This window comes from Streptomyces sp. NPDC038213 (assembly GCF_055600495.1).
The window spans coordinates 1-25866 of record NZ_JBVJYM010000033.1 but is presented as its reverse complement, the minus strand read 5'-3'; the positions used below and the strand labels follow the sequence as shown (position 1 = coordinate 25866).

General features: G+C 71.9%; 20 protein-coding genes. 5 read left to right on the top strand and 15 right to left on the bottom strand.

What is annotated here, in order from left to right; all coding sequences use genetic code 11:
* Positions 1-33: 33 nt before the first annotated feature.
* Entirely contained in the window at positions 34-1113 is a 1080-nt protein-coding gene (locus ACZ7JZ_RS30720) for a carboxymuconolactone decarboxylase family protein (protein ID WP_470945089.1), read from the top strand.
* Here ACZ7JZ_RS30720 and ACZ7JZ_RS30715 read toward each other — a convergent pair.
* The 5 genes from ACZ7JZ_RS30715 to ACZ7JZ_RS30695 all read right to left on the bottom strand — a co-directional run bounded on the left by ACZ7JZ_RS30715 (position 1048) and on the right by ACZ7JZ_RS30695 (position 6512).
* Positions 1048-2550 (bottom strand): prephenate dehydrogenase, encoded by a 1503-nt coding sequence (locus ACZ7JZ_RS30715; RefSeq protein WP_470945087.1) that lies wholly within the window; start codon positions 2548-2550, stop codon positions 1048-1050. The two genes, ACZ7JZ_RS30720 and ACZ7JZ_RS30715, sit on opposite strands and share 66 nt — an antisense overlap.
* A gap of 104 nt (positions 2551-2654) precedes the next feature.
* Positions 2655-3455, bottom strand: a complete 801-nt coding sequence (locus ACZ7JZ_RS30710; protein WP_470945084.1) for a TIGR03084 family metal-binding protein — start codon at positions 3453-3455, stop codon at positions 2655-2657.
* 212 nt (positions 3456-3667) lie between these two features.
* Positions 3668-4162, bottom strand: a complete 495-nt coding sequence (locus ACZ7JZ_RS30705) for an acyl-CoA thioesterase (protein ID WP_470945083.1) — start codon at positions 4160-4162, stop codon at positions 3668-3670.
* Positions 4163-4326: 164 nt separating this feature from the next.
* On the bottom strand, positions 4327-5985 hold the full coding sequence (locus ACZ7JZ_RS30700; RefSeq protein ID WP_470945080.1) for an FAD-dependent oxidoreductase: 1659 nt from the start codon (positions 5983-5985) through the stop codon (positions 4327-4329).
* On the bottom strand, positions 5982-6512 hold the full coding sequence (locus tag ACZ7JZ_RS30695) for a DUF5987 family protein (RefSeq protein WP_470945079.1): 531 nt from the start codon (positions 6510-6512) through the stop codon (positions 5982-5984). The genes ACZ7JZ_RS30700 and ACZ7JZ_RS30695 overlap by 4 nt, the downstream gene beginning before the upstream one ends.
* Before the next feature lie 437 nt (positions 6513-6949).
* On the opposite strand from ACZ7JZ_RS30695, the gene ACZ7JZ_RS30690 reads away from it, so the two are divergent.
* Complete coding sequence (locus ACZ7JZ_RS30690) at positions 6950-7921, top strand: ParB/RepB/Spo0J family partition protein (protein ID WP_470945077.1); 972 nt, start codon at positions 6950-6952, stop codon at positions 7919-7921.
* Between the two features lie 25 nt (positions 7922-7946).
* Positions 7947-8687 (top strand): helix-turn-helix domain-containing protein, encoded by a 741-nt coding sequence (locus ACZ7JZ_RS30685; protein ID WP_470945074.1) that lies wholly within the window; start codon positions 7947-7949, stop codon positions 8685-8687.
* A 120-nt stretch (positions 8688-8807) separates the two neighbouring features.
* Here ACZ7JZ_RS30685 and ACZ7JZ_RS30680 read toward each other — a convergent pair whose 3' ends face one another.
* The 9 genes from ACZ7JZ_RS30680 to ACZ7JZ_RS30640 form a co-directional block, all read right to left on the bottom strand.
* Positions 8808-10157, bottom strand: a complete 1350-nt coding sequence (locus ACZ7JZ_RS30680) for a cytochrome P450 (RefSeq protein ID WP_470945072.1) — start codon at positions 10155-10157, stop codon at positions 8808-8810.
* Positions 10154-10702, bottom strand: coding sequence for a flavin reductase family protein (locus ACZ7JZ_RS30675; RefSeq protein WP_470945070.1), 549 nt, complete (start codon positions 10700-10702; stop codon positions 10154-10156). Before ACZ7JZ_RS30675 ends, ACZ7JZ_RS30680 begins: the two co-directional genes overlap by 4 nt.
* Positions 10699-11139: an acyl-CoA thioesterase gene (locus ACZ7JZ_RS30670; protein WP_470945067.1), complete on the bottom strand. Its 441-nt coding sequence runs from the start codon at positions 11137-11139 to the stop codon at positions 10699-10701. The genes ACZ7JZ_RS30675 and ACZ7JZ_RS30670 overlap by 4 nt, the downstream gene beginning before the upstream one ends.
* Positions 11140-11195: 56 nt before the next feature.
* Positions 11196-16997: a type I polyketide synthase gene (locus ACZ7JZ_RS30665; protein ID WP_470945065.1), complete on the bottom strand. Its 5802-nt coding sequence runs from the start codon at positions 16995-16997 to the stop codon at positions 11196-11198.
* A complete protein-coding gene (locus ACZ7JZ_RS30660) occupies positions 16994-18169 on the bottom strand; it encodes an enediyne biosynthesis protein (RefSeq protein ID WP_470945063.1) in 1176 nt (391 codons plus the stop codon). The genes ACZ7JZ_RS30665 and ACZ7JZ_RS30660 overlap by 4 nt, the downstream gene beginning before the upstream one ends.
* Positions 18166-20088, bottom strand: coding sequence for a CRTAC1 family protein (locus ACZ7JZ_RS30655; protein ID WP_470945061.1), 1923 nt, complete (start codon positions 20086-20088; stop codon positions 18166-18168). The genes ACZ7JZ_RS30660 and ACZ7JZ_RS30655 overlap by 4 nt, the downstream gene beginning before the upstream one ends.
* Positions 20085-21065: a DUF1702 family protein gene (locus tag ACZ7JZ_RS30650; protein WP_470945200.1), complete on the bottom strand. Its 981-nt coding sequence runs from the start codon at positions 21063-21065 to the stop codon at positions 20085-20087. The genes ACZ7JZ_RS30655 and ACZ7JZ_RS30650 overlap by 4 nt, the downstream gene beginning before the upstream one ends.
* A gap of 181 nt (positions 21066-21246) precedes the next feature.
* Positions 21247-22233: a DUF1702 family protein gene (locus tag ACZ7JZ_RS30645; protein WP_470945059.1), complete on the bottom strand. Its 987-nt coding sequence runs from the start codon at positions 22231-22233 to the stop codon at positions 21247-21249.
* Positions 22234-22482: 249 nt separating this feature from the next.
* Positions 22483-22926 (bottom strand): winged helix-turn-helix transcriptional regulator, encoded by a 444-nt coding sequence (locus ACZ7JZ_RS30640; RefSeq protein WP_470945057.1) that lies wholly within the window; start codon positions 22924-22926, stop codon positions 22483-22485.
* Positions 22927-23066: 140 nt separating this feature from the next.
* Here ACZ7JZ_RS30640 and ACZ7JZ_RS30635 point away from each other — a divergent pair, with 140 nt between their 5' ends.
* Both ACZ7JZ_RS30635 and ACZ7JZ_RS30630 read left to right on the top strand, forming a co-directional pair.
* A complete protein-coding gene (locus tag ACZ7JZ_RS30635) occupies positions 23067-23624 on the top strand; it encodes a hypothetical protein (protein ID WP_470945056.1) in 558 nt (185 codons plus the stop codon).
* Complete coding sequence (locus ACZ7JZ_RS30630; protein ID WP_470945055.1) at positions 23621-24064, top strand: hypothetical protein; 444 nt, start codon at positions 23621-23623, stop codon at positions 24062-24064. Before ACZ7JZ_RS30635 ends, ACZ7JZ_RS30630 begins: the two co-directional genes overlap by 4 nt.
* A 681-nt stretch (positions 24065-24745) precedes the next feature.
* Here the strand turns inward: ACZ7JZ_RS30630 and ACZ7JZ_RS30625 are convergent.
* Positions 24746-25690 carry a transcriptional regulator gene (locus ACZ7JZ_RS30625; protein ID WP_470945054.1) on the bottom strand — a complete coding sequence of 315 codons (945 nt, stop codon included), beginning with the start codon at positions 25688-25690 and terminating at the stop codon, positions 24746-24748.
* Positions 25691-25866: the final 176 nt, after the last annotated feature.

The following is a 25866-nucleotide window of genomic DNA, read 5'->3' as shown; positions in this document are numbered from 1 at the left end:
CCCTCGGTCCGCCCCGAGCAGGAGGTAACTGACGTGAGGCCAGTCGTACGAGCGGTGCTGCGAGGCGCCCTCAAGCAGGTGCGCCACGTGCAGGCGGTCCCACCGGGCCGCGCCCAGGGCCTGGTGGCCGCCGTGTACGAGCAGGCGGAGCAGGACTTCGGGGTGCTCGCGCCGCCCCTGGCGCTGCACTCCCCCGCCCCGCCCGTCCTCGCCGCCGCCTGGCTGATGCTCCGCGAGAACCTCCTCGTGGAGGGGGCGGCGGGCCGGGCGGCCAAGGAGGTGGTGGCCACCGGGGTGTCCCGCGCCAACGCCTGCCCGTACTGCGTCTCCGTGCACCAGGCCACCCTGGAGTCCCTGGCGCCCGTGCCCGCCGCCGAGGAGGAGCCGCTGGCCCGCTGGGCCGGGGCGACCGGGCGGCTGCGGGGCCCCGGGACCGCGGCTCCCGACCCCGTCCCCGGTTCCCCGGCGCAGGCCGCCGAGTACGGCGGGGTCGCGGTGACCTTCCACTACATCAACCGCATGGTCGGCCTGTACCTCGCCGACTCCCCGATGCCCGACCAGGCCCCCGGCTTCGTCCGCGGCCCGGTGATGCGGACCGTGGCCAAGTCGATGCGGCCGGCCGGTCCCGACCCGCTGGCCCCGGGGGCTTCGCTGTCCCTGCTGCCCGCGGCCCCGCTGCCGCCGGGCCTGGAGTGGGCCCGGGCCAACCCGGTGGTGGCCGATGCCGTCGGCCGGGCGGCCGCCGCCGTGGAGGAGGGCGCCCGCTGGGTCCCGCAGCCGGTCCGCGACCGGCTGCACGAGCAGCTGGCCGGCTGGGACGGCGGCCCCGCGGGCCCCAGCCGGCTCTGGCTGACCGAGGCCCTGTCCGGGCTGCCGAGGGAGGACCGGCCCACCGCCCGGCTCGCCCTGCTGACCGCCTTCGCCTCGTACCAGACCACCGACGAGGACGTGCAGGCCTTCCGGGAGCGGCACGCCTCGGACCGGGAGCTGATCGAACTCACCTCCTGGGCCGCGCTGTCCGCCGCGCTGTGCGTGGGCTCCCGGCTGTCAGCCCGCGAGCCGGTGGACGCGCGTCCCCGGCCCGTCCTGCCGGCCGTGGCGCAGGCGCGGTGACGGCCCGCGGCCCGCGGGCCGCAGCGGCAGGACCAGCCGGGTCAGGGGCCGCCCCGGCCGGCTGACCGGGAGCACGCGGCCCGCGGGGTGCGGGTGCGGTACGGCCCCGCCGGCCGTGCCCGCCCCGCCCGCCTGCCCCGCGTACGGGCGTCCCGTGCCCGCGGCCGCGCCCGACCGGACGCCCTGCCCGGCGTACGGGCCGCCGCCCCGGCCCGCCCGCGGGGCGGTGCCCGGCTCGGGGCGGGCGCCGGCCGCGGCGCCGGTCCGGAGGGCTCCGGTGCGCGGGCCCTCGCCGACCCGCACCCCTTCCGCCCGCCGCGTCCCGGCCTCCGCGTACACCGCGCCCGTCCCTGCCGGGGCTGCCGCCGCCCCTGCGTACACCGGACCCGCGCCCGGCCCGGCCGCCTCGGCGCCCGCCAGGACCACCGTGCCCGCCGTGCCCGCCGTGCCCGCCGCAGCCCCGGCCGCCTCCACCGTCGCCACCGTCTCCACTGCCGCCTCCGCCTCCGCGACCGCAGCCTCAGCCGCGCCCGCCGGGGAGCCCGCCCGTACGAGGGCCGTGCGGCCCTCGTTCCCGCGGCCCAGCAGGCCGTCCACCACGGCCGACCCGGCCACGCCCTGCCGGCGCAGCTCCTGGGCCGTGAGGGCCAGTTCGTCGGCGATCCGCTCCACCGCATCGGCCACCGCGGCCGCGTTCTGGCCGAGGATGTCCCCCCACAGCCCGGGGTCGCTGCCCGCGATCCGCGTGGTGTCCCGGACTCCGGTGCCGGCCAGCGCCAGCACCTCCGTGTCCAGTCCGGCCAGCTGGGCGGCGAGCGCCGAGGACACCAGCTGGGGGGCGTGGGAGAGGGCCGCCACGGCCCGGTCGTGGGCCTCGGGGGTCATGTCCCGGCGAATCCCCCCGCAGAGGGCCACCAGGGCGTCGACCGCCTCCAGGGCCCGCGGCTCGACCGTCGGGTAGGGGCAGAGGATCCACGGCCTGCCCTCGAAGAGGTCGGCCTGGGCGGCGCCGGGGCCGGAGAGCTCGCGCCCCGCCATCGGGTGCCCCGGTACGTACCCCAGGAGGTCGCTGCCCCGCAGCAGGCCCTCCGTCCAGATGTGCTCCTTGGCGCTGGCCACGTCCGTGTAGGCGTGCCCGAGCCCGCGGGCCTGCGCCTCGTACAGGGCGTCCACGACGGTGGACGGCGGGGTGGCGACGACCACCAGGTCGGCGGGCGGGGTGTCGGGGGTCAGTTCCCGGCCGGCGCCCATCATCAGGGCCGTCTCCAGGGCCCGGGAGGAGCGGTCCTCCAGGGTGACCAGGACCCCGGCCCGGGTCAGTGCGAGTGCGATCGAGGTGCCGATCAGTCCACAGCCGATCACGGTCACGTGCTGGAGGACCGTCTCGTGGCCGCTTGCGGCGTCTTCGGGGCTGAAGTGGCTGTCGGCGCTGGTCACAGGGGTTCTCCTTGGTGGGCTGCGGGAGCGGGTGCGGGGTCGGGCGGTGCCGTGCTGCGGTGCGGCTGCGGGCGGGTGGTGGCCGGAGGGGTTCCCGGCACCGTTCAGCACTGGTGGTCCTCGAACTGGCCCGGGCGGCGGCCCTCGCCGGCCGGCCCGCGGTAGGCCTGGGCGATGTCAAGCCACTGGTCCGCCAGTTCGCCGGTGGCGCTCAGGCCCAGGTCGGCCCGGTGGCGGCGACGGGTGACCAGGAGGCAGAAGTCGTGGGCCGGGCCCGTGATGATCTGCGTGGCGTCCGCCGGGCCGACGTCCCAGCGCTCCCCGGAGGGGCCGGTGAGCTCGAAGCGGAAGGGGCCGGAGGGCGGGGTCAGGCCGTGGGACTCGTAGCCGAAGGACTGGGTCAGGAAGGCGAAGTTGACCAGGTGGAGCAGCCGGTCCGTGGGCTGCCGGCGCACCTTCAGGGCGTCGGCGATGTCCTGGCCGTGGCCGAAGAGCTCCATGATCCCGGCGCAGGCGAGGACGACCGGCGGCAGTGGATTGACCAGCCACGGCACGACCTGGCCCTCGGGCACCGCGGCCAGCGCCTCGACCGAGGCCTCGCCCTCGGCCCGGAAGCGGGCCAGGAGCTCCTTGGGCGGGAAGCCGTTGAACTGCTTCAGGGCGGCGTTGACGGCCCCGTCGAAGTCGGAGGCCGCGGCGGCGGTGATCGCCTTGAACTGCTCGGGGGCGGCGGCCGCGGTCTTGGCGAGGGTGAAGATGAAGGTCAGGTGGGCGATCTGGTCGGCGATGTTCCAGCCGGTGGCCGGGGTCTCCGTGTACCAGGCTTCGTCGTCCAGGTCGGCGACCAGGTCGGCGACCTCGTCGATGTCGGCGGACAGGGCCTTGAGGACGTCGTTGAGGCTCATGGTGTTTCTCCTTCTGCGGTGGGTTCGGGTTGTGTGATGCAACTGACTGGGCGTGCTGCGGACGTACGGGCCTCGCTCCTGCTCTGCGTCTTCTTCTGTTCCTGCTGGTGCTGCTGCGTGTGCTGCTGTTCCGTCTGCGTCTGGCGTCTGGCGTCTGGCGTCTGCGTCGGGCCGGGTTGCTTGATGCAACTCACTGGGCCCGAAAGAACGGCCTAGGCGGCCCGGCCGGCCAGCGAGCGCACCTGGGCGGCGGTGTACGGCTCCAGCGCCTGGGCCAGCGCGTCCGGGATGAGGGAGGGGACGGTCGCCGTGTTGGGACCCCGCATGCAGGCGATCCGCTGCTTGCCCCGGGCGATCAGGGTCTCCGTGCCGTCCTCGCCGAGCTTGACGTAGTCGAAGGTGAACTCCAGCTGGGTCTGGCCGAGCTCGCTGAGCCGCATCCGGATCGACAGCTCGTCGAAAGCCGTGATCTCGGCGAAGAACTCGCAGTCCACCTTGAGCGTGAAGAGCTTCAGGTCCTCCTGGACGTCGGCGAGCACCGCCGGCGCCTTCTGCTTGAGGAACAGCTCGCGGCAGCGGCCCTGCCAGCGGAGGTAGTTCACGTAGTAGACGTTGCCGACGAGGTTGGTCTCCTCGAAGCCGACGGTGTGGCGGTACTCGAAGTAGTCGACGGCGGTGGCGGCGGAGGTGGCGAGGGAGACGGTCATGGTGGCGGGTGCCCTTCGGGTCGGGGTTTCGGGTCAGGTGGTCTGGCGGGGTGTTCAGGTGGGTTGCTTGAAACAACCCACCTGGCGGACACGTCCGCCCGCAGCGAGGGGCTCGCTGTCGGACGGCGCGGTGTCGGGTGCCGGGGATCCGGCGGAACGGTCGGTCAGGTGCGGGTCAGGGTGGGCAGCAGGGGCAGCACGTTCCTGCGCCCGCTCCTCGAGCCGTCCGGGGCCGGTGCCCCGTAGCTGACGGAGATCCCCTTGCTCTGGGCGGCTTGCACGATGCCCGGAACTGCGCGCTCGGCGAGCGCTGCGATCGTGTTGGCGGGGTTGACGGTGAGTGCTCCGGGGACGGACGAGCCGTCCGTGACGAAGATGCCGGGGTGGCCGCGCAGTTCGTTGCGGTCGTCGAGTGCGGAGGTGTGCGGGTCGTCTCCCATCCGGCAGGAGGACAGGGGGTGCACCGTGTAGGCGCCGACCAGGTCGTTGGTCCACGGCATCACCTTGGCGAGGCCGTCCTTCTCCAGGATCTCCTTCACCTCGGCGTCGGACTTGTCCCAGGCGCCCAGGGTGTTGCGGGTGGGTTCGTAGCGGAGGTTTCCGCGGCCGAGCATCTGCTGCGAGATGCGGTGGGCGTTACCGGTGGCCGGAGGAGGGCCGAAGACTCCTTCGTTGTCGTCCTCGATCATCGTGAAGATGGTCAGCCATGAGGTCCAGCGCTTGAGGATCTCCTTCTTCTCCGCACCGAACCAGGTCGGGCCGGTGGCGTCGGGTACCTGGGCGAGGATCGTCCCCAGGCCGGGCGGGAAGTAGAGCTGTTCCAGCGAGTAGCGCGAGTATTCGGGCAGGGAGCCGTCGAGCCGGTCCCAGCTGGCCACGGTGGGCCCCTTGCCGATCTGGTTGGCCGCGTAGGCGATGCCGTCGCCCCGGTCCAGGCCGAGCAGTTCGGCCGCCTTCTCCTCGTTGATGATGGCGGTGTTGAGGCGCTCGCCGTTGCCGGAGAAGTACCGGCCGACGGCCCGCGGCATGGTGCCGAGGTGGGCCTCGCTGCGCTGCAGGATGACCGGCGTGGCGCCGGCTCCGGCCGCGATCACGATGATCTTGGCCTCGATGACCCCGGTTCCCTCGTGGATCCGGTAGTCCTCGTCGTGGACCACGTCGTAGTGGACCCGGTAGTCGCCCTCGTCGGTACGGGCTATGTACTGCACCTCGTGCAGCGGCCGTATCTCGGCGCCGTGGGCGATGGCGGCGGGCAGGTAGTTGACCAGCAGGGACTGCTTCGCCTCGAACCGGCAGCCGGCCATCATCCAGTTGCAGTTGACGCACTTGGTGTTGTCGATGGCCACGGCCAGGGGATTGGCCGTGCGTCCGGCGTGGTTGCAGGCTGCGGCCCACAGGCCGCCGGCGTAGCTGACGTCACTCCAATCCTGTTTGGCGACCGAGAGGGACTCCTCGACGCGGTCGTACCAGGGGTCGAGCGTCGCGCGGCTGACCGCCGCCGGCCACATCCTGCGGCCGATGGAGCCCTGCCGGTCGAAGACGAACCGGGGGGCGCGGGGCATCGCGGCGAAGTAGACGACGCTGCCGCCTCCGACGCAGTTGCCACCGAGAATGCTCATCCCGTCGCCGACCGTGAAGTCGAAGGCCCGGGTGTAGGAGGAACCGAGCTTGTAGTCGTGTTCGAAGTCGTTGCTCTGCAACCAGGGGCCGCGCTCCAGCACGGTGACCTTGGCACCGCCGGCGGCGAGGTGGTAGGCGGCGATCGCGCCGCCGAACCCGCTGCCGATGACCAGGACTTCCGTACGCTCGACGCTGCTGCTCATGCTGGGCTCCCCTGAGGCGTGGTGTCCGGGTGGAGTCGGGCGAGTTCGCGACCGTAACCGGCGTCCTTGAAGCGCCAGAGGCCGTCCGCGTCGGGGTGGGAGAGGCCCATGGCAGCAAGGCCCGGGTGTCCGTCCGCCAGCGCCTCGGCCGTGTGCAGGTGCGCAGCCGAGTCGAAGGCCATGTTGCAGAAGAGGGAGAGCATCACCCAGAAGTCCTTCTCCGGGTGCCCGGGCGTCGTCAGCCGCTGGATCAGGGCGACGCGCTCGGAGTAGTCGAGGGAGACGAAGGGCGGCACGCTCTCGTCGAGGGCGATGCCCTGCTCTGCGGCGTAGGCCTCGGCGTGTCCGTTGGCCAGGTCGGCCAGGTCGTCGAGTCCGTCGTGGATGCCGGTGGCATCCCAGCGCAGGAGCTCCAGCGCCCCGGCCTCGACCGCGCCGCCGCCGGTGGAGACACCGGCGATCGCGCGGTCTTCGGCCCAGCGCTTCTGCCCCGGGACGATGGTGTCGGCGTAGGCCTCCAACGTCATCGTCCGGCTCTCGCCGTCAGGCGCCACTCGTGCGTTTTCTTCTCGCAACTCGATCCCCTTTCTCTTCGGTTCTGAGTGGTTGCCTTGCGGCGTGAGAGAAAACTAGAACCCGGGCCGCAGTTCAAGCAACCAGCCAAAGTCGCAGCGAACCTGAACACGACTCTCCAGAGTCGGCGCGGCGTGGATCCCCGACTTCCGGTACGCGCCGGGGGCTCGCCTAGGCTCGGGTCCCGGATGCATTCCGCACCTGCACGTGACATTCCTTCCGCTGTGACACCGGCGTCCCGCGGAAGTGCGCCTTGGTTCTGATGCTTGGGGGCAACGTGAAAAGTGCTGACGATGCCCCGCTCCCGCCGGCGCACGACACGCACCGGGTACCGATCGGCGATCTGCTGCCCGCCGACTCTCCGCGACTGGGCGGGATCGACAAGGCCCACGTGCGACGTCTGGCGGCGGTCTACACCCTGCTCCCGCCGGTGCTGGTGCACCGGCCCACGATGCGCGTGGTCGACGGGATGCACCGGATCCGCGCGGCGGTCCTGAAGGGCCTGGACACCGTCGAGGTGCGCTTCTTCGACGCCGCCGAGGACCAGGTGTTCCTGCGGTCGGTGGCGGCGAACCTGGCGCACGGGCTGCCCCTGTCGGTGGCGGAGCGCAAGACGGCGGCCGCCCGGATACTGAGCTCCCACCCGAGCCTGTCGGACCGCGCCGTGGCCGCCCACGTGGGGCTCGACGCCAAGACCATCGCGGGGGTCCGGGTGTGTTCAGCCGCGGGTTCTCCGCCGCTGAACATGCGTACGGGCGCGGACGGCCGGGCCCATCCCCTGGACCGCACCGCGGAGCGGATGCACGCCGCCGAGCTGCTTGCGCAGGACCCTGACCTGCCGCTTCGCGCGATCGTGGAGAAGACGGGGCTGTCGCTGGGCACCGCGCACGACGTGCGGCAGCGGCTGCTGCGCGGCGAGGACCCGGTGCCGCAGAGCCGGCAGGCGGCGGGCCAGGCGGCCCGGCGCGCGGCCGGTCCGCCGCCCCCCGCGGGCGGGCTGCCGGGGCAGGGCGCGGGCTACCGGGGGCAGCCCCCGGTACGGGCCGCGCAGGGCCCGCAGGCCGCGCTGTCGCCGCGCTCCCGGCCGCCGATGGACACCCTGCGCCGGCTCGCCGGGGACCCCTCGCTGCGGCACACGGACACGGGCCGGGAGTTCATCCGCTGGCTCCACACGCACTTCATGGTGGACGAGGCCTGGCGCAAGCGCCTGGACTCCATCCCGCCCCACAGCATCGATGCCGTGGCCGACCTGGCGCGGCACTGCTCGGACGCCTGGCGCCGCTTCGCCGAGGAACTGGCGGTGCGCAGGCACGCCGGTCCGGAGCTCCCCGAACTCCACGCGACTCAGCCAACTCGACGTTGACGCCCCGTACCGAGAGGGAGATACCGTGACCACGACGACCATCGAGCACGCCGTCCGCCGTGCCATCGGATATATGCACGTCAATCTCGGGCAGGACCTGACGATCGACGACATGGCACGCACGGCGATGTTCAGCAAATTCCACTTCACGCGGATCTTCAGAGACGTCACCGGCACTTCTCCGGGACGTTTCCTTTCGGCATTACGCATGCAGGAGGCGAAACGCCTGCTGGTGCTGACCGATTTCAGCGTGGCCGATATCAGCAGCCAGGTGGGATACAGCAGCGTCGGCACCTTCAGTTCCCGCTTCAAGGCCTGTGTGGGGCTTTCCCCCAGCGCCTACCGGGAGCTCGGCGGGGTCCTTCCGAGGATCCCCCAGGGCGGTGTGGTGCGCTCCGCGGGCGGCGGCGCCGTGGCGCAGAGCCTGTCGCTGCGCGGCAAGGTGGTCCTGCCGGCCGGTGAGGAGCCGGGCACGGTCTTCGTGGGCATCTTCCCGACCCGGGTCCGCCAGGGCCGTCCGGTGCGCTGGACCGTGCTGGACGAGCCGGGCCCCTTCGAGCTGCGGGACGTGCCGAACGGCACCTGGCACATCCTGGTCCACACGACCCCGTACGGGGCCGAGGAGGGCGCCGGCGTGCTGTCCGTGGGGCAGCACGGGCCGGTGACGGTGCGGCCGGGGGCGCTGCCGCGGCCCGCCGAGATCGTGCTGCGGCCGCTGGACGTGCTGGACCCGCCGGTGCTGCTGGCCCGCCTGGGCGTGCAGTGAGGCGTACGCTCCCGGTGCCGTTGCGACGCTCGCGCGATTCGTTCCGCCGCATACAGAAGGGGCCGGCCGCGGTGTCTCCACCGCTGCCGGCCCCTCCTTCGTGCGACGGGGTCGCGGGCCTCAGCTCACCGGGTGCACCGTCATGGGCATCCCGCCGCGCATCCTGAGCGAGAGCATGGCCTCCGGGACCGCCGGATGGCACGGGTGCATCCGCAGGTCGAGGTCCCGGGTGACGAGGGCCGCGACGAAGACGGCCTCCATCATCCCGAGGTTGCTGCCGATGCAGAACCGCGGGCCGGCCCCGAAGGGGATGTAGGCGTACCGGTCCCGTCCGGCGACCCGCTTGGGGTCGAAGCGCTCCGGGTCGAAGCGCAGCGGGTCCTCCCACAGCTCGGGGTTGCGGTGCATGACGTACGGGCAGACCAGGACGTCCGACTTGCCGGACACGTGGTACCCGCCCACCTCGTCGTCCTCCTGGGAGACCCGGGGCAGCACCCACACCGGCGGGTACAGCCTCATGGCCTCCTGGATGACCTTGGTGGTGTACGTCAGCTTGTGCAGGTCGGCGGCCTCGGGGATGCGCTCTCCGAGGACCTCCCGGGCCTCGGCCCGTACGGCCTCCCGGGCCTCGGGGTGCTGTTCGAGGAGGTACAGCACCCAGCCCAGGGTGCTGGCCGTGGTCTCGTGGCCGGCGAGGAGGAGGGTGACGAGCTCCTCGCGCAGCCGGGTGCGGACCCGGTCGGCGTCCCGCTCCTGCTGCCAGGCGGCGTGGATGACGCGGGAAAGGGCGTCGTCGGGCTGTTCGCCGCCGGACATCCGCTCGATGCGCTCGGCGACCAGGAGGTCGGAGACCCGGTACAGCTCGCGCCGGGCCCTGCGGAAGCGGGCCTGGCGCGGGAGGGGCAGCCAGCCGGGGGTGGCCCCCTGGGTGACCATCTCCAGCATGGCCTGGTCCTGGACCTCCTCGAAGGCGTGGGCGATCGAGTCGTAGCGGGTGAGGTCGGCGTCGAGGAGGGTGCGGCCGAGCACCCCGAGGGTGAGTCCGGTGACCTCGTGGAGCACGTCCACGGGCCCCTGGCCCTCGTGCCGTCTCAGCAGGGCGACGAGCTTCGCCGCCTCCTCGGCGACGGCGTCCGCCTGCCGGGTGATGCGGCCCGGCTTGAAGGCGGGCTGGACGGCGCGGCGCTGGGTCTTCCAGACCTCGCCGTCGCTGGTGAGGAGTCCGTCGCCCAGGACGCGGCGGGCCTCCACGAGGCCGATGCCCTTGTGGTAGTTGTCGGCGTTGTCGGCCAGGACGTGCTTGGCGTAGTCCGGCCGGTTGAAGATGTACAGCTTCTTGGGGCCCATGTTGACGCGGACGGCGTCGCCCAGGTCGGCCGCGTCCTGCATGAGGGCGAGCCGGTCGAAGGCGAGCTTGCGCAGCAGTCCGGGCATGGCCTTCAGGGGCGGGCCCGGTGGGTGGACTTTCACGCCGCCCTGCCTTCCGCCTGGTCCTGGACCAGGCGCCGGAAGCGGCCGCTCGCGAAGAGCAGCGCCTCCTCGGCGGGCCGGCGGGCGGCGCTGAGCACGCGGCCGAGGAAGATGGTGTGGTCGCCGCCGTCGTACGAGGCCCACTTCTCGCACTCGAACTGCGCGACGGCGCCGGAGATCAGGGGGGCGTCGCCCACCCGCCCGGGCACCCAGTCGACGGCGTCGAACTGGCCCGCGCCCACCGGCCGGGAGCGGTCGGCGAAGTGCTTGGCCAGCGCCTCCTGCTCCTTGCCGAGGATCGACACCGCGAAGGTCTCGCAGACCCCGAGGTGCTGGTGCATCACGGCGTCCTTGTTGACGCAGATCAGCACCAGCGGGGGTTCGAGGGAGACGGATGTGAACGAATTGGCTGTCATGCCGCGCGGGGTCTCCCCACCGACGGTCACCACGGTGACGCCGGTGGGGAAGGCACCGAAGCTCCCGCGCAACTGCTTTCTGTCTTCCACGTCGACGAGCTCCGCGGACGGAGCGGCCGTGGGACTCATGTCTGCCTCCCTGCCGGCGGCCGAATCCCGGCCGCGTAGGGCGCCAGCGCTTGTGCCAGCGCGTCGGGGATCAGTGCGGGGACGGGGGCGGACTCGGGGCCGCGCAGACACAGCACGCGCTGGCTGCCCCGGGCCACCGGCACTTCGCCGTCCCCCGTCTCCTTGACGTATTCGAACGTCAAGTCGAACTGCGTGTGGCCGAGGTCGGCCACCCGCATCCGTACGGACAGGCGGTCCTGCGCGCAGACCGCCTCGAAGAGCTCACAGTCGACCTGCAGTGTGAACAGCCGCAGGTCGGCGGGCGAACCACCCGTCACGTCGGGCCCGACGGGGCCGTTGACCCCGTCGAGCTCGTCGAGCGCCGCCTTGCGCAAGAAGAGCTGCCAGCACCGTCCCTGCCACTGCAGGTAGTGCACGTAGTCGGCGCAACCTGACACGTCGGTCTCCGCGAAGGCCACCGCGTGCCGGTATTCGAAGTGGTTCGCCCGCCCCGTCACGCCGCGTCCGTCCCGTCCGTCAGGAAGGCGAACACGCCCGGGTCGAGCGCCCCGCGCAGCGCGGTCACGAAGGTCGCGATCCGCAGCCCGCCGGCGGTGAACACCACCCAGTTCGTACGGGACTTCGGTGCCAGCGTGAGCGGAGCCCCCGCCAGTACCCCGGCCTTCTTGAGGCACTCGACGGCGCTCCACACCCGCGTCGCCGCCGTGTCCGGGGCCTCGCCGGTCTCCGCGGCCACCAGGGCGGCCAGGGAGGCGTACTCGCCGAGCAGCCCCGCCCACTCCTCCTCGGAGCGGACGTTGACGGCCTCGACGTCCGTGGCCACCGTGCGCTCCGCGACCACGCCGACCGTCACGCCGACCCCGTGGGCCGCCGAGACCTGCCGCCCGCCGTCGATCTCGGGCCGCCCGTCGGGCCGGTAGCGGATCTCGGCGGTGTCGCCGAGGGCCCGCTGCACCGCGACCGCGGTCGCGGCCCGGCGGGACTCGGTGGAGCCGTCGGCGTCCGCCGCGTCCGGTTCCACCGCGACCGCGATGTGGGTGCCGAGCACCTCCTCCAGGGTCCGCTCCAGGTACGAGCCGAGGAGCGGCTCCACCCAGGGCCCGGCGCCGTCGTTCTTGCGTACGGCGTGCAGGGTCAGTCCGTCCCAGCGCTCGACGATCCGCCCGTCGGCGTCGCGCACGGCGACGTCGTAGACGTACTTGTCGCCCTCGCGGTACCGCTCGGTGGCGCAGTAGCGCACCTGCTCCGGCACACCGGCCCCCTGGGCGAGCGGGTACAGCCGCTCGATGCCGGAGGGCAGCAGGGTCGCGTCGGGGACGCAGACCTGGTTGCCGTGCATGAGCGCGTCCCGCATGCCCGGGTCCGCCAGCAGCAGCTGCGCGGGCAGGTACGGGGCGAACCAGCCGGCCTGCGCGCCCAGCGCCACGTCCGCGTCGACGTGCCGGGCGGCCGCCCGGTGGAAGCGGCGCAGCCGCTGGAAGCGGTCGCCCTGGAAGAGGACCCCGCTGCGGTACAGGTCCGCGACGGGCTCCAGCGGGGCCGCGGGCACGCCCGCGGGCACCTGCTCGGGCTGCCCCTCGGGGATCGGCAGGTCGCCGTAGAGCAGCCGGGCGCGGAAGTGCTCGGCGACGAAGCCGGTCTCCTCCGCGTGGACGGCGACGTCCACGGTGTCCTCGGCGGTCACGGTGGCCGCGATCCGGATCCGGGTGGAGCCGTTGGGCGGTACGACGATGGGCCGCAGGAACTGCGCCCCGTCGATGACCGGCACCTTGTCCCAGCCGGTGGCCGCGTGGGCGACCTGGACCATGGCCTCCATGCCGAGGACGGCCGGCAGCAGCAGGTTGCCGTCGAGGAGGTGGTCGGCGAGGTAGGCGTCGGTGCCCGCGTTGAGCTCGACCTCGGTGACCAGCTCGACCCCGTGGTAGCGGACCAGCGGGCTGCCGGTGAAGCGCAGCAGCGGCAGCTGCGGCAGGTCCTTGCGGATGGTCGCGATGCCTTCCGTACGGCCGCTGATGACCGTCACCACCGGGGCGTCCGGGTCGCCGATCAGCCGGAGCATGATCTCGACGCCGGCGTCCGGGGAGACCGGGACGATGCCCTCGCGGGACAGCGTCTCGACCACGGACAGCTTCTCGCCCATGCCGACCCCGGACCAGACCGACCACTCCATGCACAGGGCGCGGCAGCCGGGGTGGTTGCGGGCGACCTCCTCGGTGATGTCGGCGAGCCACTCGTTGGCGGTGGCGTAGTGCGCCTCGCCGCGCAGGCCGGCCCGGCCGATGATGCTGCCGAAGGTGACGAGCAGCTTGAGGCTGCTCTCGCCGACCGCTTCGAGCACGGCCCGCAGGCCGTCGACCTTCGGGGCGAAGGTCCGCTCGAAGTCCTCGATGCCGAGGGAGGTCAGGGCGCCGGGCTCGTTGCGTCCGGCACCGTGCAGCAGGGCCGTCACCGGGCCGAGCCGCCCGGAGAGTTCGGCCACGGCTGCGGCGACCCGGGCCGGGTCGGTGACGTCGGCGCGGGCGTAGGCGACCTCGACCCCGCTGTCGGCCATCCGGGCCAGGTTGTCGGCGAGGTCCTTGTCGGCGGCCGGGTCGGAGCGGCCGAGGACGGCCAGCTTCGCTCCGGTCTCCTTGGCCACGGCCAGGGCGCACTCGGCGGTGATGCCCTTGCCGCCGCCGGTGACGAGCAGGACGTCCCCGGATCCGATGACGTGCTCGGTACGGGCGGGGGCCGCGGGCAGGGCCCGCAGGGTCGGGACCCGGCGCACCCCCTGGTCGTCGTAGTGGACCTCGGTGAAGCGGCCGGTGGCCGCGACCTCCGCGACGACCGTCCGCACGGTGTCCGCCCCGGGGGCCGGGGTGTGGACGATCGTGGTCCGCAGGTGGCCCTCCTGGTGGAGGGTCTTGGCGAGGCCGGCCGCGCCGCGGCCGTGCTGCACCAGGACGAACCGGCGCTCGCGGTCACCGGCCGCGAGGGCGGCCTTGGCACCGTCGAGGGCCTGCTCGATGTGGGCGGCGGGGCAGGACGGCGGCAGCCAGACCACCACGCCGGAGCCGACTCCGCCGTGCTCCAGGGCCTCCTTGAGCTGCTGCCCGAAGGGGTCCTGGCCGGCGGTGTACAGCTCCCAGGGGCCGTTCTGTCCGGCCGGTCCGGCGGGGGCGAGCGGCACCTCGTCGTGGTCCACCGCGAACGGGCGGGCCCAGACGGCCGATCCGGTGACGAGCGGGCCGCTGCCCGGGGCGCCGCCGCCGGAGCCGGCCAGCTCCTCCAGGGCCTCGGCGAGCTGCGCGACCGTGGCGGTCGCGAAGTTGGTCGGCACGTGGGCCGCGCCGATGCCGAGCCTGGTGGCGGCCTGGTTGACGATCTGGCCGACCGTGATGGAGCTCATGTGCAGGTCGTCCAGGAGGCTGCTGTCGTCGGCGACCAGCTCCGGGGGGAGCTCGGCGCGCTCGGCGACCAGCTCCCGCAGGACCTGGAGGGCGGTCAGGCCCTCGGCACCGGCAGCGTCCGCGGCGGGTGCCTGCGTACCCGCTTCGCCCTCGGCGGGGCGGGCGGCCCGGCCGGCGGGCAGGCTGATCTCGGGGGCCTGCTCGCAGGGGCTGGTCAGGAAGCTGAACTCGGTGCCGATCTCCAGCGCCCGGGTGAGCCGGTCGCGGAAGAGCCGCTCGTGGATCAGCGGGGCGCCGGTCACGTACGCCGCGCCGACCACGGCCAGCAGGGGCCGCAGCGACTCGTCGTCCGTGTTGAGGGCGAGGACCGGTACGTCGACGGTGTTCGCGGCCAGGGAGCTGAGCACCCGGCCCGGTCCGACCTCGACGAACAGGTCCACGTCCGCGGCGGCGGCCTGCACGGCCTGGGTGAAGAGCACCGGGTCGGTGATCTGCTGGCGCAGCAGCTTCGCGAGGTCGCTGTCCTGCTCCAGCTCGGCACCGGTGACGGTGGAGACGATCCGCCGGTCCACGGTCCCGAACTCGGCGGCGGCCAGCCACTCGCCGAAGGACTCGGCGGCCGGGGCCACGAGCGGGGAGTGGAAGGCGTGCGAGACGGCCAGGCGGGTGCAGTTGACCCCGGCCTTCGCCGCGCGGGCGGCGACCTCCTCGACCGCGTCCACCGGCCCGGCGACCACGGTCTGCTTGGGCCCGTTGTACCCGGCGACGACCACGGGCAGCCCGTCGGTCAGCGGGGTGACGGCCTCGGGGGCCGCGGCCAGGGAGGCCATGGTGCCGGAGGCGCTGTGCTCGGCCATCGCCGCGCCGCGCACCCGGGCCGCCTCCAGCAGTGCGGGGCCCTCCAGGGCGCCCGCCCAGTGCAGGGCGGACAGCTCGCCGAGGCTGTGGCCGACGGCCACCTCGGCCTCGATGCCCAGGGAGTCCAGGACCCGCAGGCCGGCGGTGGAGCCGGTGACGATCCGCGGCTGGGCCACGTCGGTGGCGACCATGTCCCCGCTGGTGGGCAGGCCCGCCTTGGCGTACACCTCGGCGGCCTCGGTGAAGCGGCGGCGCAGCGCGCCCCCGCCGGTGCCCTTGCCGGAGCCCTGGCCGGGGAAGAGGAACCCGATCCGGGCCTCGCCGTCGGCCTTTCCAAGGAAGGTCCGGCCGTCCTGGGCGAAGTGGCTGACGGTGCCCTCGGCCGCGGAGCCGGCCAGGGCGTTCAGGCGCAGCTCGGCGTCCTCGGGGGAGGTCACCACGGCGGCGGCCCGGTAGGGCAGCTCGCGCAGCTCGCGCTGGAGGGTGGCGGCGAGGTCGGCGAGCTGTCCGTACGACAGCTGCGCCGCGAAGCCGGCGACCTCGGTGAGGCGCTCGCCCAGCGCCGCGGGGGACTCGGCGTCGAACAGGAGCAGTTCGGAGTCCTGGAGGGAGTTGGCGAGGGTGGTGGCGCGGCGGCTGGGGGCCGGGCGCCGCTTGGGCACGGCCTTGTCGACGACCACGTGGGTGTTGATCCCGCCGAAGCCCATGGCGGTGACGGCGGCGCGCAGCGGTGCGCCCTTGGGCCAGGCCTCGGCCTGGCGCAGGACGCGCAGGTTGGCGCCGTCCTCGGTGAGGAGGTCGTGCGGTTCCACGCAGCCGATGGCGGGCGGCAGCATCGCCGCGTCGACGGCCAGGGTGGCCTTGATGAGCCCGGCGACGCCCGCGGCGGCCTTGGTGTGGCCGATCATCCCCTTGATGGAGGAGATGGCGGCCAGCGGGGCCTGCGGGTTGTCCTGGGCGCGGGCGCCCATGATGGCCTTGAGCTCGGTGGCGTCGCCGACCTCGGTGCCGGTGCCGTGGCCCTCGAAGAGGGGGACGGTGTCGGCGCCGAACCCGGCCCGCTCGTACGCCCGGCGCATCGCGAGCTGGTAGCCGCTGACCTCGGGGCGGGTGATGCCGCCCTGGCCGTCGGAGGCGATGCCCCAGCCGGCGATGGAGGCGTAGATGCGGTGGCCGCCGGCGAGGGCGTCCTCCTCGCGCATCAGGACGACCATGCCGCAGCCCTCGCCGGGCCAGAAGCCGTTGGAGCCGCGGTCGTAGAGCCGCATCTCCCGCTTGGCCAGGGCGCCGGTCTTGGCGAACCCGATGATCTCGAAGGGGTCGATGGACAGGTCCACGCCGCCCGCGACGGCCACGTCCAGGTCTCCGTTGACCAGGCCGGTCGCCGCGGTGGTGACGGACAGCAGGGAGGAGCTGCAGGCCCCGTCGACGGTGTAGCCGCCGCCGTTGAGGTCGTAGTAGTTGCAGATCCGCCCGGCGATGGTGTTGGACAGGCCGCCGGCGAGGGTGTCCTCGTCGATGGCGGGGAAGGGCTGCTTGTACGCCTCCTCCACGCCGGCGAGGAAGTCGGCGGTCCGCTCGTCCTCCCAGTCCTCCGCCTTGAGGGCGGCGGCCAGGACGCGGCGTACGTACGGCCAGCGCAGCCGCATCACGTTGGCGCGGGAGAACTCGCCGGTGAGGGTGTTGCCGACGATGACGCCCGTACGCTCCTTCGGCAGTCCCTCGCCGCCGGCGAAACCGGCGTCGGCCAGGGCGGACCCGGCGGTGTCGAGGGCGAGCCAGTGGGTGAGGTCGGTCGACCGGTAGGTGCTGCCGGCGATGCGGTGGGCGATCCGGTCGAAGGAGTAGCCCTCCAGGACGGCCGCGCTGCGGGCGTAGAACCGGTCGGGGGTGGCTGGGTCGGGGTCCCAGTAGTCCGCGAGGCGCATCCGCACGTCGGGCAGCCGGCGGAAGGCCCGGCGGCCGGCGACTGCGTTCTCCCACAGCTCGCGGTGGTTGGCGGCGTCGGGATAGCGGCCCGCTATGCCGACGATGGCGATTCTGCTCACAGGGTCACCGTCACCTTCTCGTCCTTCGCCGCGGTGGCGCGCATGGCCGCGCACTTGCCGTGCATGCAGGTCCCGGCGATGCACGGGTCCTCGGCGGGGGCGGGTACCGCCGAGACCGGTGCGGCCGCGGCCGCCGCGGCGGGCACCTTGACGGGTGCCTCGACGGGGGCGGGGACGGGCGACGGTACGGCGGCGAGGGGCTCGATCGGGCGGATCGCCGCGGTCTTGGCGGCGGCGGAGCGCTGCTTCTCCTGGAAGTGCAGGCCCCACAGGTACAGGCCGCGGATCAGGCAGACGATCGCGGTGGCGAAGAAGATGCCGTACGCGATCTGCAGGGCCGTCAGGACCCCGTAGACACCGGCGACACCGGCGCCGAAGGCGATCTGCGAGGACCTCTTCGAAGGCGAGGTGCCCGGGTCCGTGATCATGTAGTTGGTGAAGAGCACGAAGGCCGTGCCCGTCATCATGCCGAGGGCCGCGGGGATCGAGGTGTCGAAGATCCAGCCGCGGACGACGGACTGGATCGCGAAGCCGCCGACCCAGCCGGCGATCAGCCACATGCGGTTGGTCAGCTTGGCGTTGAGCAGGGTGCCGAGGGTGATGATGACCGCGGGCAGGATCCAGTCGCCGACGGCGGTCTTGCCCGTCAGGTACTCGGTGAAGTGGTACGGCGGGGCGATGCTGGCCCAGGGGAAGAGGACCAGGATGACCGCGATGCCGAAGTTCGACGGGTTCATGTAGTGCCGCATGCGGCCCTTGAGGGGGGCGCGCAGCACGTGCTTGGTGCCGACGGCGACGACGACGCCGAACATCATGACCCACCAGCGGTCGTTGACGTACGTCAGCATGTTCACCGCGAGACCGGTGATGTGGGCGGGGAAGAGGAACTCGACGACGCCCTTGAAGCCGCCGCCGGCGTAGCGCGGGGCCCGGTTCTCACTGCGGGCGCTGACCCATTCGAGGGAGAGCTCGGTGGCGTACGCGGTGAAGACCGCGATGAAGGGCCACATCCACACCTGCTCGAAGCCGAGCACGGTGTAGCCGAGGATGTTGAGCACCGTGATGGAGATCGCGAACCGCTTCAGGGCGGTGATGACCTTGGGGTCGTGGCGGGGGCCTCCGGCTGGCTTCGCCGGGGCTGCAGCTGCGGTGTTCTGGGAAGACACGGTCACTTCTCCTTGGCCTCGGTGCCGAGCTGGACCGTGTGCCAGCCGGGGGTCAGCGAAAGGGCCTGCTTGCGGACCTGGCCGGTCGAGTCGCGCCAGGAGATGTTGGCCTGGACGGGTCCGCTGACCTTGCCGAGGCCGATGTGCACGTCGGTGCTGCGCTTGCCGGAGTGGCCGCTGCCGCCGTCGACGCGGCCGAGGAGCTTGCGCCCGTCGGGCAGGGCGACGGTGACCTGGGCGCCGACCACGGCCGATCCCTTGTCGTCGACGAGCCTCAGGCCGAGGTAGTCGTTCTGGGACGGGCTGAGGTTGCAGTAGAAGACGGGGGCGTCCCACTGCCGGGCCACGACCAGGTCGAGGCGGCCGTCGCCGTCGGCGTCACCGGTGGCGATGCCGCGGGTCGGTACGGGCACGCCGAGGCCGAGCTCCTTGGAGATGTTGTCGTACTTGTCCCCGTTGCGGGTCCACAGGCGCAGGAACTGGTCGCCGGCGAGGTCGTCGCCCTCCTCGACCTTGGGCCAGGCGCCGGGGTGGCGGACCAGCTGGTCGTTGGCGGTGGCGAGCTCCTGGAGCTGCACCCAGCGGCTGCGCTTGCCCTTGACGAACCCGGTGGCCTGGGTGATCTCGGCGCGGGTGTCGTTGTCGAAGTCGGCCATCTTGGCGTCCCAGCCCCAGCCGGACCAGGCCGTGTTGAGGGAGGCGCTCTCGTCCTTCCAGGGGGCCACGCCCTTGTTCAGCTGGCGGGAGAGGTCCGCCTGGCTCTTGGCCTTGCTGATGAAGGTGTAGTTCGACTCCTGGATGCCGAACGAGGTGGTGATGTTGGAGACGAAGGAGTCGAGCAGGCCGTCGCCGTTGAGGTCGGCCCAGTCGATGCCCATGCCCTTGAAGGAGCTGCGGCCGATCTGCTTCGACCGCGGCATGATCCCGCTGTACTTGGCCTTCACCTCGACGAACTCCAGCTTGCCGGGGGTGGACCGGTTGTGCAGCAGGGTGCTGGAGCCGAAGTCGAGGCCGAGGTACAGCTCGGGCTTGAGGTCGCCGTCGAGGTCGGTGGCGGAGGCGGCCAGGGTCCAGCCCTTGGCGCGGCCCTTGGGGATGACCTCCTCCTCGACCTTCTTGTAGCCGTCGGGGGTCCAGAGGAAGAAGTGCCCGCCGCCGCCGTTCTGGGCGTGCGACATGGAGTCGTTCATCGTGACCCCGCCGTCCTTCGTCCAGTCGAGGACGGGGCTCTCGGGGAAGTAGTTGCCGATGTAGATGTCCTTGTGGCCGTCGCCGTCGAAGTCGGCGACGGAGGCCGCGTTGGAGTTCCACAGCGGGCCGGTGTAGACGCTGCCGCCGTTGCCCGGGACCAGCTCGACCGGCTCGAAGCACTCGGCCTTGGGCGGCATCTTCTTGTCCCAGGCCTCCTTCTTCTGCTGGAAGATCACCGGGGTGCGGCCCCAGTAGTAGACGAGGACGTCGGTGGCGCCGTCCTCGTTGAAGTCGCCGGGGACGCAGCCGATGGGGGCGCTGTACGGGGTCTTCGGCAGCGGGGCCGGGTCCAGGGCGAAGGGCGCGTACGTGGCACTCTTGCGGCCGGGGGCCGGGGCCGGGGTGATGACCGCCTGGTCGGTGCGCGGGTCGGTGATGCACAGGTCGTTCGAAAGCCCGTCGCCGTCGATGTCGTTCATCGCGACACCGGCACCGACCGAGGAAATCCACGCCTCGATGTGCTTGTACGCCTTGTTCACCTTGCGGACCGTCTGCTGACGGTATCCGGAGGGCAGCGCAATGGACATGGGCTCGAATTTGAATGCCTGCGCGAGTTCACGCTTCTCGGAAGCGGAGGATTCCTCCGGCTTCACCGCGTAGAACATGCTCACCATAACGGCGAGGGCAATTACTCCGGGTGCCTGCTTTCGCAGCCAGGCAACTGGGTGCGTCATGCGGTGGCACCTTCCTGCGAGTACGAGGGGACGGATACTCCGGCGGCAATGGCCTGCCGCCAGGTCTCGAAGGCCGGGATCGGACCGCCGTCGCAGCGCTCGGGCCGCGTGTCGAGGCAGACCTGGGCGGCCTCCTCCGGGGTGCGCCCGGCGCACAGGACGCGGGCGGCCATCCGGGTGTGGTCGATGGTGGTGCCGGCCTTGACCCGGGCCTCCGAGGCGAAGGCGGAGCCCTGGGCGAGGTTCGGCGCGTACGGGCCGGCGTACTCGGCGAAGCGCTTGAGCTCCGCCTCGTCGGCGCTGCCCGCGTACGTGCAGGCCAGCCCGGAGCCGGCGTACAGGTCCGCGTGCCGGTGCTCGGGGTAGGAGGAGATCAGCCCGGCGACCACGTCGGGGTCGGTGCCGCCGACGAACCACAGCGCCCGGCCGATGCCCTGGTCGAGGCAGCGCTGGCTGTACTCGTCGGAGCCGCCGGCCCAGCTGAAGGGGTGCACGTCGTGCGGCTTGCGCACGTACGCGTCCGTCTTGAAGTAGGCCTGGTGGAAACCGTAGCCGTCCAGGATCAGCCAGCGCAGCACCGGGTCGATCTTGGTGACGTCCGGCCACAGGAACTTCGGCAGCCGGGCCATGGCCCAGCCCACGCCGACGTAGATCATGTAGTCGTGTTTGGCGCCCTCGCCCTCGAGGAGGCCGGTCAGCCGGCTGCCCCCGCCGGACATCACGTCGAGCATCACGGCGCCCATCCCGGCGCCCTCGTACGCGAACCCGCGGTAGGCACGGGGGACGGTCTCCAGCCACTCCTCGGCCTCGGCCGCCGTACGGGCCTCGACCGCGTAGGCGTACCCCTGGAGGAAGGTGCACCCGACGGTTTCCAGCTGATGCTTGGCTTCCGGGTTCTTCACGTGGAATCCGCGTCGATCCAGGTGCGTCTCCCGGACATTGGGTGTGAGGACCCTGCGCCTCAGCGCACGCAACATGGACACGTAGCAAACCGCCCCTCGTATTTACAGTCCTGGATTTTCCTTACGGTCTTTCGGTCTTTCGGTCCTGCCGTACTGCGGTACGTCGACACTTCGGCACTTCGGTACTGCGACCTAGCCAATTAGCTGAATTCGAATCTAACGATCGGGCCCGCCGGAGCGTCTACTCCAGAAATGCTCAAACGGCATTTACGAGGAGTTGTTCACGCACCGCCGTACGCCAGAGTTCGTACGTGGGCACAGGTCCCGTCGATTTCAGGTCGGGGGTGCTGTCGTCGGCGAGCGCGGCGGCCTGCTCGACGGTGAGTCCGGCGAGGGCGTGGACGGCGATGCGGGTGTGCTCCGGGACCGTCCGGGAGAAGTGGCGGGCCTTCGCCGCGAAGACGGAGCCCTGGCCGAGGTGCCCGCGGTGCTCGCCGGCCGCCGCGTAGAGGGCGGAGAGGTCCTCCGAGTGGGAGGCGCCGGCGAAGGTGGCGGCCAGCCCGACGCCCGCCCACAGGTCGGCGTGGCGGGAGGAGGCGAAGCGGCGCAGGGCCGCGGTGACGTTGTCGACGTGCGCCCCGTGGATGAACCACAACGCGCGCCCGACACCTTGGTCGAACGCGCGCTGGAAGTAGTCGGGGTGGCCGTCCCACGGGTGGGGACTGTCGAGCCGCTGCTCGTCTATCCAGCGGCGGGTGTCGAAGTACGCGCGGTCGAAGCCGTAGCCGTCGACGGCGAGCCAGAGCATCGGCGGGTAGAACTCGTCGCCGTGCAGCTCGGGCATGACCTTCTTCCACAGCGGGCGGGGCAGCTTGGCCATGGCGAAGCCGATGCCGATGTAGTTGAGGAAGATGTGGCGGCGCCCGTTGGCGCCCTCCATCAGGTCCTGGGTGCGGCGGCCGCGGCCGGGGCCCATCACGTCGCGGATGACGGAGGCCATGGTGGCCCCCTCGTACGCGAAGCCCTGCAGCTCGGGGTCGACCAGCTCCAGCCGGCGCTCGGTCTCCCAGAGGTCGCGGGCCTCGATGCCCCATTCGAAGCCGGTGACGACCGCCTGCGGGATGCTCTCCAGCTGGGCCGTCGCGGGCGTCGGGACGACGGGGAAGCCCCGTCCGGCGAAACTGACCTCGCTCAGGGCCGGGGCCATGAGCAGCTTGCGCAGAGCGCCCGTTGCGGTTCCCACGCTGTGCCTCCTCCACGGGGCCACCGGGGGTGGTGGCAGGAGGCCTCATGGTCAAGGGGCGCTATAGCACGCGGCATCTTCGGTAGTGCGCAACGGGGCCCCCTTGAAGCCTGGTTAGGGATGTTCACCGAGGTGGCGGGGGGCTTGTTCGAGAGGTGTTCAGGTGTCCGGGGGGCGTTCAGGGCGGGGCGGGGGTGGGGTGCGGGGGTGGGCGTGGGGTGGTGGGGGAGCGTTCAGAGGCGGCCCGGTTCAGCGGATCTTCCGTACGGCGACCTCCTCGCCCCGGACGTCCCGGTCGCACCGGTCGCAGTCCATCCGCACGTGCACGTGCCCGTCGCACCCGATGTGCTCGGCCCGCCGCGGCGGGCCCATCTCCAGCGGGATGTTCCGGTCGCCCCACTGCATGAGCGCGATGACGGCGGTGGCGAGATCCCGTCCCATGGGCGTCAGCGGGTACTCGTACCGCACCGGCTTGTCCTGGTAGGGGACCTTCTCCATGATGCCCAGCTCGACGAGACGCGCGAGTCTGCTGGTCAGGATGTTGCGGGCGATCTGCAAGTGGCCCATGAAGCCGTCGAACCGCTTCACGCCCAGCAGCGCCGACCGGACGATCAGCAGGCTCCAGCGCTCACCGATCACCTCGAGCGAACGGGCCAGATTGCAGTCCTGGCCCTCGTAGGTTCTTTTCAGCATGCGGCCAAGGTAGCTGCTGAGTTGTATGAAAGGACCCACTCCGTTCCCGTTTGACCGCAGATCCGCAATCTCGAAGAAGACCACCCCTCATCTGCGCTGGTCAGATAGCCTCCGGATCCGGACCGACGGAGGAGATCATCATGGCAACGACCGCGCAGGTAAAGCCTGTTGAGAGCGGATTACTCAACTCCCTCAACGGCAGGTTCCACAAGATCGGCCTGAGGGTGTTCCTGGTGATCGTCCTCGCGCACTGGGCCGAGCACCTCACCCAGGCCATCCAGATCTACGTGCTCGGCTGGCCGGTCCCAGAGGCGCGCGGAGTCCTCGGCGTGCCCTTCCCGTGGCTGGTGAAGTCCGAGTGGATGCACTACAGCTACGCCATCCTGATGCTCGTCGGGTTCATCATCTTCCGCCGCGGCTTCGAGGGCCGCTCCCGGACCTGGTGGAACATCACCCTGGGCGTGCAGTTCTGGCACCACATCGAGCACCTGCTCCTGCTGATCCAGGCCCTCGCCGGCGCGTACATCGCGGGCAAGGCCGTCCCCACCAGCGTGCTGCAGCTCGTCTTCCCGCGCGTCGAACTGCACCTCTTCTACAACGCGCTGGTGACCATCCCCATGATCATCGCGATGGTCTACCACGTCCGCAACACCCCGGACAACCGCAACGCCCGCTGCGACTGCGCCCTCACCGCATGACCGCCGCCCGCCGCCCCTCCGGTTTCGTCGGCTCCCTGCTGCTGGCCTTCGCGGCCCTGCTGCTGTACGTGGCGCTGCCCAACCTCGGCAACGTGGCCCGCGCGGCCACCGCCGACGGGGTCGCGGGCTCCTTCACCGCGGGCAAACTGCGCTGCGTCTCCCACGGCGGCCACGAGAGCTGCGAGTGGGCGGGCAGCTTCACCTCCAAGGACGGCACCGTCACCCGCGAGGGCATCACCCTCTACGGGACCGCCAAGGACTCCCTGGCCGAAGGCCGGGTGGCCCCGGCGGTGGACGTGGGCAACCCGGGGCGGGTCTACCGCCCCGGGGGCTCCCACGAATGGATCTTCACCATGGCCCTCCTCCTCACCGGCTACGGCCTCCTGGCCTACCTCGCCAGACGCCACCTGATGCCCAGGGCCCTGGGCATGGCGGCGTAGGCGGGCGGTACGTACGCTCCGGGGCCGGGGTCAGGATCCGCAACGGTACGAACGCCGGGGCCGGGATCAGAGCCCGCAGCGGTACGAGCGCTCCCCCGCACCCCGTCTCCTCCCCCGCCCCGGCACCCCCAGCACCGCCCTTTGCCCACCCACCCCCACCGCGACCGGGGTCAGGCCCCCGGCTCCCCATCCCCGACCGGGGTCGGAGAAGCTCTCCGGTGTCTGCTCGCATGTCTGACTGTCCGGCCGTCCCGTGGTGCCCTGTCAAGGGCGCTCCCTTCGGTCGCGTCGCTGCGCGACTCCGCTGGCGCTCCGCCCTTGACAGGGCACCACGGGACGTCAAGTCCCAGACTTGCCAGCAGCCACAGGAGAGAAAGCAGCAGGGGGACCAGGGCCCTGGTTCGTCAGGGTCGGCCAGGCGCATCCCGTTCCCCCGGGCCCCCGCCCTCCGGGCGGAAAGACCACAAGCAACAAGCCGCAGCGGATCGCTACACAGCTGGGCAGGCCCAGCGGCCTCCGGGCCGCCTGAGGCTGGGCATAGGCCGCCAACGACCACTACGCGCTCCGGCCGTCTCGGCGGCAGCCGACCCGCCCCGTGCTCTGCGATCCGCTGAGCGGGATTTCCACGACCGTGACGGTCAGAGTGCAGGCATCGGGGGCTGCCCCTGTATCCCAGGCTGGTCACGCCGCACCGACCCACTCGGCGAACGCCGACAACGGCTGGTTGGCCCCACGCTTGATGCGTCGGAGGGTTGCGATGTCCTCACGTACCCACGGATGGTCCCGTACGTGTTGCGGCGCAAGGGATCGTGCGAGCTTCAGGGACTCGAAGGCCTCATCCGGACGGGCCGCCCAGAGTTGCGCACGGCCGAGCTCCACGAAGAAGCCTGATCGTCGCTCAGCGGGAATCTCTGCTCCAGGCTTCCACACCCGAGCGATATCCAGGGCATGACCGACGTGCTCCTGCCCCAGGCTGACGGCCACGGCCACCTCGTGGATGCGAACACTGGAGGGACCGAACGCCGTACCGAGATGGACGCCTTCCGCAAGGTCGCCCGCCATGCGCGCCGCCTCGTTCAGATGGGCGCGCGAGCCGACTGCGTCCCCGCCCCTCGCGGCCACCACGGCAGTGCGCATGTGGAGAGCTCCGAGAGCCGCAGGGGAGCAGGCACCGCCTGCGTTGCGCGCAGTATCCAGTGCACCTTCGAGGACAACCTGGCCCTTCCGATACGACTCTGAGGCGAGGAAGGTCTCGGCGTGCACGTATGCGGCCACCGCAGCCACGTCGGAATCCCCGGTGTGGCTGGCGGCCCACCGCATCACCTCGATGAGCCGTGCAGACAGGTCGTGAGCCCGCAGCTTGAAAGCGACGGCATCGGCGGCGCGAGCCGTGGCTACTACCAAGCGGGCCGCCTCTTGGCGGGCCGGACCGACGGCGGCGTGCAGGTGTGCAAGGCATTCACTCAGCAGTAGCGGAGCCTCTGCTGCGATACGACCGTATTGAGCAGCCAACCGCCAGGCGGTCGCTTGCCTCGCAGCTTCGGAGAGCTCTCCGAGCGTCATCCCAGGCGGGTCGAGGGGAACGTCGTACCCTGCCACGGCAGCAGAGATCTTCGGCAGCGCCACGTGCACCCTGCCGACCGGGCCTCTACCTGATGGATCGAGCTGGGACGCATCAACCCCGAGCGCCAGCGCCAGCGCCTCCAGGGGACTGCTGCGTGATCGGGTGACAGTTGGGGTTTACGCAGCGAGTGCTGTGTGAGGGGCCATGATGGTTTCGTACTCGACGGGCGTCAATCGGC